At 47.8% G+C, this 11,039-nt stretch carries 13 protein-coding genes and 1 pseudogene; 5 read left to right on the top strand and 9 right to left on the bottom strand.

Annotation, left to right across the window (positions count from 1 at the left end; genetic code table 11):
• Positions 1-75: 75 nt before the first annotated feature.
• The gene (locus H6F51_23890; protein ID MBD1825514.1) at positions 76-231 is read right to left on the bottom strand and encodes a hypothetical protein; all 156 of its coding nucleotides are present in this window, start codon (positions 229-231) and stop codon (positions 76-78) included.
• Positions 232-410: 179 nt separating this feature from the next.
• On the opposite strand from H6F51_23890, the gene H6F51_23885 reads away from it, so the two are divergent.
• Entirely contained in the window at positions 411-896 is a 486-nt protein-coding gene (locus tag H6F51_23885) for a hypothetical protein (GenBank protein ID MBD1825513.1), read from the top strand.
• 62 nt (positions 897-958) lie between these two features.
• Here H6F51_23885 and H6F51_23880 read toward each other — a convergent pair whose 3' ends face one another.
• Together H6F51_23880 and H6F51_23875 are read right to left on the bottom strand one after the other, a co-directional pair.
• The gene (locus H6F51_23880; protein MBD1825512.1) at positions 959-1,225 is read right to left on the bottom strand and encodes a DUF1830 domain-containing protein; all 267 of its coding nucleotides are present in this window, start codon (positions 1,223-1,225) and stop codon (positions 959-961) included.
• 404 nt (positions 1,226-1,629) lie between these two features.
• Positions 1,630-2,106 (bottom strand): hypothetical protein, encoded by a 477-nt coding sequence (locus tag H6F51_23875; protein MBD1825511.1) that lies wholly within the window; start codon positions 2,104-2,106, stop codon positions 1,630-1,632.
• A gap of 115 nt (positions 2,107-2,221) precedes the next feature.
• On the opposite strand from H6F51_23875, the gene hetZ reads away from it, so the two are divergent.
• Both hetZ and H6F51_23865 read left to right on the top strand, forming a co-directional pair.
• On the top strand, positions 2,222-3,385 hold the full coding sequence (hetZ, locus tag H6F51_23870; protein MBD1825510.1) for a heterocyst differentiation protein HetZ: 1,164 nt from the start codon (positions 2,222-2,224) through the stop codon (positions 3,383-3,385).
• A 12-nt stretch (positions 3,386-3,397) separates the two neighbouring features.
• Entirely contained in the window at positions 3,398-4,387 is a 990-nt protein-coding gene (locus tag H6F51_23865; GenBank protein MBD1825509.1) for a PatU, read from the top strand.
• 307 nt (positions 4,388-4,694) lie between these two features.
• Here the strand turns inward: H6F51_23865 and H6F51_23860 are convergent, their stop codons facing one another.
• Positions 4,695-5,009 carry a hypothetical protein gene (locus tag H6F51_23860; GenBank protein ID MBD1825508.1) on the bottom strand — a complete coding sequence of 105 codons (315 nt, stop codon included), beginning with the start codon at positions 5,007-5,009 and terminating at the stop codon, positions 4,695-4,697.
• Between the two features lie 95 nt (positions 5,010-5,104).
• Between H6F51_23860 and H6F51_23855 the strand changes: the two are divergent.
• Positions 5,105-5,352: pseudogene (locus tag H6F51_23855) on the top strand (UPF0175 family protein).
• 12 nt (positions 5,353-5,364) lie between these two features.
• On the opposite strand, the gene H6F51_23850 reads toward H6F51_23855, so the two are convergent.
• The 5 genes from H6F51_23850 to H6F51_23830 form a co-directional block, all read right to left on the bottom strand.
• Positions 5,365-5,802 carry a hypothetical protein gene (locus tag H6F51_23850; GenBank protein MBD1825507.1) on the bottom strand — a complete coding sequence of 146 codons (438 nt, stop codon included), beginning with the start codon at positions 5,800-5,802 and terminating at the stop codon, positions 5,365-5,367.
• A gap of 10 nt (positions 5,803-5,812) precedes the next feature.
• Positions 5,813-6,430, bottom strand: coding sequence for a VWA domain-containing protein (locus H6F51_23845; GenBank protein ID MBD1825506.1), 618 nt, complete (start codon positions 6,428-6,430; stop codon positions 5,813-5,815).
• Positions 6,431-6,542: 112 nt separating this feature from the next.
• A complete protein-coding gene (locus tag H6F51_23840) occupies positions 6,543-8,135 on the bottom strand; it encodes an NAD(P)H-quinone oxidoreductase subunit 4 (protein ID MBD1825505.1) in 1,593 nt (530 codons plus the stop codon).
• A 540-nt stretch (positions 8,136-8,675) separates the two neighbouring features.
• A complete protein-coding gene (locus H6F51_23835; GenBank protein ID MBD1825504.1) occupies positions 8,676-9,611 on the bottom strand; it encodes a glycosyltransferase family 2 protein in 936 nt (311 codons plus the stop codon).
• Between the two features lie 30 nt (positions 9,612-9,641).
• Entirely contained in the window at positions 9,642-10,376 is a 735-nt protein-coding gene (locus H6F51_23830) for a hypothetical protein (protein MBD1825503.1), read from the bottom strand.
• A gap of 81 nt (positions 10,377-10,457) precedes the next feature.
• On the opposite strand from H6F51_23830, the gene cobU reads away from it, so the two are divergent.
• Positions 10,458-11,009, top strand: a complete 552-nt coding sequence (gene cobU / locus H6F51_23825) for a bifunctional adenosylcobinamide kinase/adenosylcobinamide-phosphate guanylyltransferase (protein MBD1825502.1) — start codon at positions 10,458-10,460, stop codon at positions 11,007-11,009.
• The last annotated feature ends 30 nt before the right edge of the window (positions 11,010-11,039 follow it).

Here is an 11,039-nt window from a genome sequence, read left to right as displayed (position 1 = left end):
CTGCTTCAGTGTATCGATCTTCCGTATTGAATGAACCGTCCGCTGCTGTATCCGGAGCAGTGAAAACAGTGTCCTTCAGTCCCGCAATAGCCAAGCCACGACTCCTAAAAATAGCAGCCAAAATGCCCATTGGGGAACCTGAAGATACGTCAATACTTCTGAGGGAAGTAGAACAAGCCGTACAGCCAGTAATCCAAGAAATAGTAGCACAGTCAAGATTCCGATTAACATGGCAGCAATTCCTACTAAATTAATCGATGTGAATAAATTATCAGCAGCTTCAAAGGTTCAGAAATAAAGTGTAAACAGTAGTGCCACCTTAAAACGCCTTTCATCCTACAATGAAAATTTAAGTTGGTGAAAGATAAATTTTGCAATAGTAAAAACTTAATACCGTAAGGAGTCTGAAAATGGTTCGATACACACAAAAAATAGCAATGTGGGGAATAGGTATCTCCATGGCGATCGCGTCGCTACAATTTGCCTCTCGCACGATCGCGCAACCCGATACCTTCAAATCCTTAACGCTAAATAACCAAACGACTTCTGGCGTAATGATGGGATCGACGGGGGGGACGACTTCGCTGCCTGCGGTTGTGAGTAATCGCGATCGTCAGGGTCAAGCTTGCATCGGCTTTGGTGATTCGACTCCAAATCACACGCTGGTCTTGGAACGCCCTTTTTCTTCCCTAACGATTCGCGTCGATAGTGGTGGAGGAGACACAACGCTGTTAATCTCAGGGCCAGGTGGAGTCCGTTGTGCGGATGCTGGAGAATCCGGCAGAGATGTGCGATTACAACAAAGTGACTGGCAGCCTGGAAGTTATCGCGTTTGGATCGGAACGGTAACACCTCGCACGAATCGGGATTATCGCCTTATCGTGCGAGGAAATTAGCGGCTCTTGAACTTGGCTGAGTTGAAGATTGCCGCAGCCTTGCAGATCGGCTCTCAAACTGCTTAAGATGCGATCGCAGCAGAAGTTCGGACTTTAAGGGACTCACAGACGATCGTATCAGTCAGAATCGCGCTCACGGTCGCCCCAGAATGAATTTCTAAATGCGCGGTGTGAGGTGCTTCAAATAAGAGTCGTTCCCCTGGAAAGACCACGCGCTCAAAATACCAGTTCTCAACATCGGCAATCCGAGCAACTTGAATGTGGCGAGTTGTATTGACATAGCAGCAAAGGTCAAGCGTAGGATTTGCCTGAAATGAAGGAAAAGCCATTTTTTTAGTATCGGAGTTAAACTCCGGCGATCGTAACAGCGTTTGATTAATTAAAAGATCTAACTTTAAGTAGATTCAGTTCCCCAATTAGGCAGAGACGTGATCGACCCCGTGGAAATACTTAAGATTCTGACTACTTTTCATCTCAAGTGCATTTAAACCGGAGAAAGGTTGTAAAGGTTTCATGAAATAGACTGCAGTAAGCTTAAGGATTGTGTTTGAATCTCAAGCTGGAACTTGTCGTAGTATCTGGAGCAGTGCAATCTAGAGAGAGTTGAGAAAGATTCGTATTCAGACGGTTGACTTCTGGAAATAATTTTCTAGCAGAGTCAGAACTGCAACTCTAAAGTCTTCGATTAAGATTTAGATTTACAGTTCTAGCCCGCCCAGTGTAAATTCTGCACTCAAGCGATATCGCTTGGAATATGAGTTACCGCATCTGCCTGTCCTTGCCAATATTCATGAATCAGCGCTTCTAGCTCCGATCGCTGGACTTCGGTTCCAATCGTCGCATCTCCAGGGGTTTCAAAAAAAATTGTGCTGTAATCTTTATCCATTGCCAGCATTTGAAACAGGATATGTATCACCGGAACAGGTAAAGCGATTAAATTTGGATCTGTTAAATCATAAGGACTCGAAGAAACGTCCTTGAGGCTGGGGAACGCATAAATTACGTTTTTCTCAGGTTCATCTTGGGCACGATGATTGAGGGTCAGCATCACCCAGTTTTGATCGAGTGTCTGCACCACGTAGTATTGGAGATGTCGCAACCGCTGCGCGATCGCGCGCAAAACGGGCGCGATTGATTCAATTAACTGAGGAGTAGAGCCGTCTTGGGGAGCTTCGTTAACCAGCCTCTGAAGCTGTTGATCTAGATTCATATCGTGCCATCCGCAAATAATCAGGGATTTCTACCACCATTGTGATCTAGGCATCACAAAAAAGTTCCATCAAACCAATGAGAGTAAGCCATTGATTTGCACGACACTAGAAACCGTGGGGGAAATCTGCCAGAGCGTGGATGCGATCTTTCAGCTATTGCTTAGCGAACTGAAACAAGCTACCACTGCATCTGAGCGAAACTGCCGGGAAGTTGCCGATCGACTGACCCAGGAAGTTGTCCGAATCTGTTCCGAAAGTAAGCGCATTCAAGCATCGGGAGAAGTCCAAACCTGGGCAACTGCGCTCGCCAAGCATCGACTTCAGCAATGTCTGGGATATTATCGCCTCGGTTCGCGTCGCGCTCGTGCGGAGTTGCACAGCAATTTGAGCGCTGTAATCTATCGATACATTACACCGCCGCAGACCCAATCGAGCTATCAGGCTCGACTGGTGCTGATCGAGGATTTTCTGCAAGGCTTTTACATGGAAGCGCTGAATGCGTTTCGCCGTGAGTCTCAGTTAGGCGCGACGTACACACCGCGATCGCCGCTCGAACTTTCGGAGTACATGGCATTTACCGAGCGCTACGGGAAACGACGCATCCCGCTACCTGGACATCGCAATCAGCAGCTCATTATTCTAAGAGCGCAGACCTTCTCACAGCAGCAACCTGCTGAAACGCTGGTCGATCTCGAACAAGCAGCAGAAGGTTCGATGTCGGAATCGGAAAACCCGTGGAGTTTGGCATCGATTCAGCAGGTGCGCGAACAAATGGTCGCCCAGGAACCAGAACTAGCAGAAGATACGCTCCGCCAATCTGTGATTAAAGAACTCGTCGCCTATCTCGAAGAACGCAAACAAACCGACTGTATTGACTACTTCACGCTGCGGCTGCAAGATCTACCCGCCAATGAAATTGAAACGATTCTGGGCTTAACGCCTCGTCAGCGGGATTACTTACAGCAACGCTTCAAATACCATCTGATTCGATTCTCGTTCTCACATCACTGGGAGCTTGTGCATCAGTGGTTAGAGGCAGACTTAGAGCGCAATCTCGGACTCTCGAATCGTCAGTGGCAGACGTTGCACCAACGCGCTACGGCTTCTCAAGTTAAACTGTTGGAACTGAAGCAGCAAAAGCTACCGGAAGCGACGATCGCTCAGCGCCTCGGTTGCACAGTGAATCAGGTTCAGAAACAATGGTTTAAACTGCTTGAGCAAGCTTGGGAAATTCGTAATGACCAAGATTCCGGAGCAACCTCATCGGCTGATGAATAGGGTGTTATCACAATGGATCACGATTTAGCGACACGAACGCAAGTTCTTCTTAAACTGTTACACAAGTTCGGTCTGGTTGATCGTTGCGATCTCCAGCCGGATGTGTTAGGGCGATCGTTAGACCGTGATTCAGACCGTGATTTAAGTTGTGGGGCTAGTTCCTCCCCACAGCGCTCCTCACACGAGGACTTATTACACCAACCGGGAGAGATACCTGCTGTGCAAGATCGTTTTCATGCACTGCTAAAACGTCGCCTTCTGCTTGAGGCTCAGAAAAATCCGCCTCTTTTTCCTTGGGAGAAAGAGGAAGTCGATTATGACACTGAGCCAGCGAGTTACGAAGCGCAACCTGCTTTAGCCACTGCATCTGTTTGGTTACATCAAATTCGTCACATTAATTTACCGATTCCCATGCCTGAAGCCGTGATGACCGAGCTTCTGGCAAAGTGTCAGTCGGTATTGTTTTCGTCGCTGCGAGAAGGCGCAAAACTGGTTCGAGCAGTGGATACGCTGTTTCCAGGTCAGGCTCAACTGCTAAATAATGTTGCAGGTTACGTCATGGTCTCACCGACTCGGTCTAAGGTCGCCAAGTTGCAAGACCTCGCAACCGAACTGGGCGAAGCGTTGCCGGAGGCGTATGACAGCGCGATCGAGACGCAGCAAATGGCGCTGTCGCTACTTGCTGCACGGGAAATTCTCAGCACGCTGACGCTGACGGTATCCGAGCAGCAACCGCAGCTAGAGCGCGAATGGCTCACCGAACTGGGAGCGTTTACGCTCAAGATTCGATATGCGGTAGAACAACTCCAGATCGAAGCAGTGCTTCCTTGCGGTGGCAGTTTGCTGTTTCAGGGCGAAGGCTCTCGATCCACGAGCGATCGCAACGATGCAGGTCAGCTGAGTCTGGAGATTCGAGAGTTTGGTGTTGATCAGGTCTACCCGCTAGAAGTTCGCTTGGGTGAGCAAGATTCACTCACGTTTGCGATCGGCATTCAGAAATAGTAATTTGAGGCTGAGATTGAAGGGTGGAGGCGAAATGCTTTCACCCTTTATTTTTTGACTACCTGTATTTTCCCAATCCCAGAAATTGGAGAATCTTGAATCCAAGCTGAATCGCAGCGGACTTCTTTGGTTTCTTGATGTACGGATTCTTCACAGACTGGGAAAAATCATAGTCGTCTTTCATAATTAGGAAAGCTTGTAGACTCAAGGGTAAAAGCGAGAATGTTGAAGCGAACATAACGTGAAGCGAAGTTAGCGCACTTATGCAATGGGTTCAAAATCACAATCGTTATGAATCAAAAGTGAATCATTTCACATCATTACTATCTGCTGCTGATGTGAAATCGATAAAGGCATCATATTGCCAATAGTAGTTAATAGCAGATTCAAGCTCAGCATCCGAATACTTAGGACGCTGCGCCGCAAGATTGTCGCAGATATCCTCAATCTGATCTTTATAAAAAAACTCACGCACCTGCTCATGGGTGCAGTAAGCATCAATTTCTTCATCAAGGTAATCATCTAATACAACTTGGCGGCAGACTAAATCTAGACTGATACGAGTAGTGTCACACGGTATCATGAGCCAGTTATCTCGTGGTAAAGCATTGAGGTTGTGCACAATCTCACGCAGCGTGCTTGGGAGCGCAGATTCTTCAACTTGGGGCCTTTTGAGCCTCACTCAGTGAAATAGCAAGAGCAGCGAGGAGTTTAGCAATGAGCGCTGTTTTTCCTGACGAAATTTTAACTGCAATTCGCATGACTGAGGCTGAAATGGGTCAGGAAATCGCTGTGATGCTGCTTCAGCGAGAGAAGCTTACCTTGCTCAAGCCAATCGATTTGCTGGTATGCGCTGCATTGCGTTTCAACACCTGCTTGCCAGTCGTCAGATTCCAGTGCATTACGGTGTAGAGAATTTTGAACAGAACATTCAGACTCTACAAGAAGAGATTGGTAGATTGTGATGTTTAATGTGCTTAATCTCGATCGACTTCCTGTAAAGCCTCAAGATAGTCGATCGCTGCCACCATTCGACTCTCATAATGACAAGCAAATTCTTCAAACCATTGCCCTTCACTTGAATTCGAGTCGAGATTCTTTAACCACTCCTCAGCCCGAACTGCTAGAGCTTGACGACGCTGTTGCTTCAGTTGTTCGAGACGTTCTTGTTTCTGTTGGGCTTGCTGTTGTAATCGCAGCGCTTCTTGCCTAAGTGTTTCCTGGTGCTCTTGCTTCAATTGGTCAAACAAAAAGTCTGGATTTGAAGCAGTTAGAGGCTGAGGCGCTTGCGGTTGGGCATCGATTTGTTTAAGCAGACCGTCGATCGACAATCGAGCAGGTTTAGTCTCTGAAGCAGGGTGAGGTTCAGAGGGTTCGTTGTTTAAACTTTTGAGCAATTTATCGATCGAGTTCATAATCGTGCCATCAATCCGTGATCGCGTTAATCAGAACTTCAGCAAGGCTCAGATCTGCCATATCGTCCATTGTAATCGTGTCGCAGATGTCAAATTTAGCACCCACGTCTTTGATTTGATCATCAAGCGCTGTGAGAAACTGCTTTGCGCCTGAATCGCTTCCAATCTGTAAAAAGGTGATGGCGAGTTCTTCATCACGCTCCATCTGCTCTGTTGAACGAATAATTGCCTCAATTACGGCACGGCGATCGTCGGGCGCGCCATCTGTCACAACTAGAATCGTTTCGCCTGCCTTGGTCTTTCCTGTTGCTTTGCGATGAAAATAATTTTGAGCGGCATCCCATAATACTAATGCCAAATTTGTTGAACCGATCGGCTCGTTTTCCATGAAAATCTGCTCGACTTTGCTCGAAGTCACATCGTCATAGCGTTTGAAGCGACTGGAGAAGAGATAAACAGTGATGCCATCGGGATCAAACTGTTCACACTTACGAGCAAGGGCAAGCGTTGATTCTTGAACCGCTTCCCAACGGCTTCGACCCCCGCTTTGGTCAGTTGCAGACATACTTCCACTTTTGTCGAGGATTAAGGTGTAATCTCGATTCTTAAGGGAATCAAAACCTGACATAAGCTTTCTCCGATGGACTTCGCTCTTAGGTTTCCCAAATTTTCATGACCCGACTTCAACTAAAAGAGCCTGGAAGTTTCCTTCCAGGCTCTAATGCTTTTTAAGCTGAAACTTACTTAATCAATCCCAACAGTTCAGGCTGAGAAGCCGAGATTTGAGGAGCTGCTAAACCAGGCATTGCAATTTGCTGTGCTATGACTGGAACTGCATTTCGAGCATTCTGTGCGACTTGAACGGTTTTGACATCGTAGGTTTGAGTGATTAGCTTCGGATAGAGACCGATCGCGACGATCGGTAGCACCAGGGAAGCTGTAATGAACAGTTCTCTAGGATTCGCATCTAAGAAAACTTCTTTTTCAACCGCTTTGCCTTCTTTGCCGTAGAACATTTCACGCAGCATCGAGAGCAAGTAGATCGGAGTCACAATTAAACCGACCGCAGAGAGCAAGACGATGACGATTTTGAAAGTCGAGGTGTAAGCGTCGCTTGTGGTGAAGCCAAGGAAGATTGCCAACTCACCCACAAATCCGCTCATGCCAGGGAGTGCCAGCGATGCCATCGAGCAAATTGTGAACAGAGCAAAGGTCGAAGGCATTTTCTTCGCTAAGCCGCCCATGTCGTCCATATTCAGGGTGTGAGTGCGATCGTAGGTCACACCTGCCAAGAAGAAAAGCGCTGCTGCGATCAAACCGTGAGACACCATTTGTAACACCGCACCACTCATTCCTAACTCGGTAAAGGATGCGATACCCAGCAGCACAAACCCCATGTGCGAGATCGAAGAGTAAGCCATCCGACGCTTGAGGTTGCGCTGAGCAAAGGAAGCTAATGCACCGTAGATGATGTTAACAATTCCAAGAATTGCAAGAACCGGAGCGAAGTAAACATGAGCATGAGGCAGCATTTCCATGTTCATGCGAATCAACGCATAGCCACCCATTTTCAGCAGGACACCAGCCAGAATCATCGAAACCGGAGCAGAAGCTTCACCGTGAGCATCCGGCAACCAGGTATGCAGCGGGAAGATGGGAAGCTTGACTCCGAAAGCGATCAAGAACCCTGCATAAGTGAGTAATTCAAAGGTCAGGGAGTAGTCTTTTAGTCCTAACTCCTGCATATTGAAGGTGAAGTAGTCACCGTAGAACGCCATCGCCAACGCCGACACCAGAATAAAAATAGAGGCAAGTGCAGTGTAGAGAATAAATTTGGTGGCAGCGTAAAGGCGTTTCGGTCCGCCCCAAATGGCAATGAGAATGTACACCGGAACCAGTTCAACTTCCCACAATAGGAAAAACTGAATCATGTCTTGGGCACAGAACACACCAATCTGAGCGCTGTACATGACTAATAGTAAGAAGTAGAACAGGCGAGGCTTGTTCGTGACTTTCCAGCCTGCCAGCATGGATAGTGTGGTTACCAAGGCGGCGAGAACAACCAACGGCATTGAAATTCCATCAACTGCTAGTGACCAGTTAATTCCAAGTTGAGGAATCCAGGAGTAGCTTTCAGTCAGTTGGAAGTCGGGGTTTTGGAAGTCGTAGTGTTTCCAGAACGCATAAATTGAGAGAACGAGATCCGCTAAACCGACTCCTAATCCATACCAACGAACTGTTTTACCCTGTTTGTCGGGGATGAGTGGAATCAGAAGCGAGGCTGCGAGGGGAAGGACAATTAGAGTGGTTAACCAAGGGAAAGAAGTAACCATGACATCAGTGACCAGGTGTGTAGAGAGCAGGGGGTCGGTGTAAAGCACCAGTGACTCAATCCGCTAAGAAGCCCAATCAGACAATAAAGAAGGAAGATAGCGATCGAACTTTGGGCGGCGGGAGTCGTGGCGGCGGGTAATGTCTCTAGAGCGAGGCGGCGGTCACAATTCCCACAAGATACTTGGCGGATCAAGTGTTTTGCGTGGAGGAAAACCCAATGAGGATTTGTACCTACTGCACTAATCTTACTCCAGTTTGTTAAGCAAAATGAACTTAACCAACAGAATGTGGAGGATTTTGGATTGGACTATCAGAGGGTAGGACATAGAATTCCTTTATCCACAGAAGTTTTTGGTGATGACACTGCGAATCTTCTCTATGAATCAGCGCAAGTACGGATTGAAGTGTCCGCAATCATCAGAACTTTACAATGGTTAACATTATAGTAAGGCTGGATCAATTGTGACAAAAATTTAATATTTGCCTCTAACGATTGATAGGTGAGCGTTTGAGCACTTTTGATAGGGAAATCTGTGGGTTTACGATCGCTTCATCGCTTTCCCAGACACAAAACCCTCAAAGGCTTTCCTTAGATAACCGATTTGACCGTAGCTGTAGACTAGATTTTCAAAGCGTTGAGCTGGATCAGTGGCAAACTTGAGCGATTTATAAAGCCCGCGAACTAATCGTTCTCCGCCGCGCCGAAACTGTCCGACCCCAGCTTCCCCTGCGATCTGCTCCCGGTAACATTCACTAATGCCCTGCCACCAACCGCGATCAAGAAACCACCTTCTTCTTACCCGTTCTGGAGCGACATGATGGGCGACGCAGGCAGCAGGGAGATAGGCGACTTCCCATCCGGTTTGCAGCGCTAGATGGGTCATGTGAAGTTCTTCATTAGAGAGAAGATTTTTACCAACGCGCCCTAGGTTGGGGTCGAATCCGCCGATCTGATCGAGGAACGACTTACGAATCGAGTAGTTTAAGCCGCGTGGAGTGAGTCCGGGACGGTCGATTTGAACGATCGCATCGCCCAAATCGTATGCACCTAAATTGCCAGCGAGTCCGTCAGACAGCCATTTTGGGGACGTGATCCCGTCTGTCCAAATCAGAGTAACCTTGCCGCCTGCGATCGCGAGTCTCGGATTTTCCTGATAGGCAGCGTAAATTGTTCTGAGCCAGTGCAGAGAGGCGATCGCATCGTCATCCAAATAGGTCAAAATTTCGCTCTTCGCACTGTTTGCACCGGTGTTTCGAGCGACTGATAAACCAATTTCTGGCTCGTAAATGTAGCGGAGTCTTGGATCAGCGAGTCGTGCTTCAACGACTTCACGAGTACGATCGCTTGAGGCATTATCGACAACAATAATTTCAAAGGCGGTGAAGTCTTGAGCCAGAAGGCTATCGATTGCGAGACCTAAATAGCGATCGCGGTTGTGAGTGCAAATAATGGCGGAGACGAGCGGTTGCGGCACTTTCATAACAGGGCTTGAATCAAAACAAGCTCAGAGTACCCGCATCGTCTCATCTTTCATCTTGCCATGTAGAGCAACTAACGATTCTGCAAGTCCACTAAGGCGCTGTTCGAGGTGCTGTTTGCGATCGAGCAGTTGCCGGAGTTTGTGATAGCGAGCGATCGCTAAGCTTAAGCTGGGAATTTGCTCTGCTGGGCAGGGATATGACCAGCGCTGTCCGTCGGTGTTGATTCCGCAGAGGCGATATCCTGCTTTTGGGGCATCTTTTGTGCCGGGAATCGGTGCGGCGCAAATCTCTTCGATATAAGACATGAGACGATCGACTTCGGCATGGCGCAGAGTTGAAAGATCTCCTAACGGCTGTCCGGAGTGAGATTCGAGCCAGCCATCGACGATCGGCCCTTCTAGATAGAGGTCTTGAATCTGACGCAGGGTTTGGTTTAACTCGATGTGCCAGCGATCGACGATCGTCTGCATATCAACCAGTAAGCTGGAGGCAAGCGAAGGATTGGCACTATTGCGATGAGTGGTAAAGTTTGGAGCTTTGAGCCTTGGGAGGTTAAGTGGTTTCGGTTCGATCAGGGGTTCGACGATCGGTGGAGCGGAAATTTCTGGCTCGATCGCTTTGGGAGGCTTAGTATGTAGCGAAAACGAAACCGATCGCACCTGTGCTGCGGGTTCTGGATACAGAGCAGTAGATAAAGTGGGAACTTTTTTATTCAGTTGAAGCAGGGTTTCTTCAATCCGTCGCAGATCTTTCTTCATCGCTGCCGAAGTTTTCTTGATTCAAGGTAAAGGTTATTGTAGCGGCGAATTCGCTTTCAGAGTAGATTCTAAAGTTTTTTTATGGCGAAACTGATTTTAGTGACCGGAGCGGCTCGCTCAGGCAAAAGCGAATGGGCAGAACAACTTGCAGCCGATTCAGGAAAGCCTGTCATTTATATTGCAACCGCTCAAGAGAATCTAGAGGATTTAGAATGGCAAGCCCGGATCGAAAAACATCGATCGCGCCGTCCTGAAATTTGGCAAACGCGATCGATTCCCGTGAAATTAAGTTCAGCGATCGTTGACTCTTCGGCTTCAGATTGCCTGCTCATTGATTCGCTTGGAACGTGGCTGGCAAACGTGCTAGATCAAACCGAAGCCGAATGGCAAGAAACCCTAGACACTCTTTTTCAGAGCTTCGATCGCACTGAAAGCCTGATTATTTTTGTTGCAGAAGAAACAGGATGGGGAGTCGTTCCAGCCTATCCAATCGGGCGATTATTTCGGGATCGCTTGGGAAATCTGGTGCGGGAACTGGGCGCGATCGCGGATACCGTTTATCTCGTGGCTGGCGGTCACGTTTTGAACCTGAGCCAGCTTGGAACACCGTTGAAAAGTTATCCCCAAAAATAGATAGTTTTGCGGCGTTTGAGCATGAATCTC

The organism is Cyanobacteria bacterium FACHB-DQ100, from assembly GCA_014695195.1.
Taxonomy (GTDB): Bacteria; Cyanobacteriota; Cyanobacteriia; order Leptolyngbyales; family Leptolyngbyaceae; genus Leptolyngbya.
This window is presented reverse-complemented; position numbering and strand designations above follow the sequence as displayed.

What these genes read in the sequence shown, in the direction of transcription:
- H6F51_23890 (MBD1825514.1), bottom strand. Translation starts at nt 231, where the DNA reads ATGTTAATCGGAATCTTGACTGTGCTACTATTTCTTGGATTACTGGCT.
- H6F51_23885 (MBD1825513.1), top strand. Translation starts at nt 411, where the DNA reads ATGGTTCGATACACACAAAAAATAGCAATGTGGGGAATAGGTATCTCC.
- H6F51_23880 (MBD1825512.1), bottom strand. Translation starts at nt 1,225, where the DNA reads ATGGCTTTTCCTTCATTTCAGGCAAATCCTACGCTTGACCTTTGCTGC.
- H6F51_23875 (MBD1825511.1), bottom strand. Translation starts at nt 2,106, where the DNA reads ATGAATCTAGATCAACAGCTTCAGAGGCTGGTTAACGAAGCTCCCCAA.
- H6F51_23865 (MBD1825509.1), top strand. Translation starts at nt 3,398, where the DNA reads ATGGATCACGATTTAGCGACACGAACGCAAGTTCTTCTTAAACTGTTA.
- H6F51_23850 (MBD1825507.1), bottom strand. Translation starts at nt 5,802, where the DNA reads ATGAACTCGATCGATAAATTGCTCAAAAGTTTAAACAACGAACCCTCT.
- H6F51_23845 (MBD1825506.1), bottom strand. Translation starts at nt 6,430, where the DNA reads ATGTCAGGTTTTGATTCCCTTAAGAATCGAGATTACACCTTAATCCTC.
- H6F51_23840 (MBD1825505.1), bottom strand. Translation starts at nt 8,135, where the DNA reads ATGGTTACTTCTTTCCCTTGGTTAACCACTCTAATTGTCCTTCCCCTC.
- H6F51_23830 (MBD1825503.1), bottom strand. Translation starts at nt 10,376, where the DNA reads ATGAAGAAAGATCTGCGACGGATTGAAGAAACCCTGCTTCAACTGAAT.
- cobU (MBD1825502.1), top strand. Translation starts at nt 10,458, where the DNA reads ATGGCGAAACTGATTTTAGTGACCGGAGCGGCTCGCTCAGGCAAAAGC.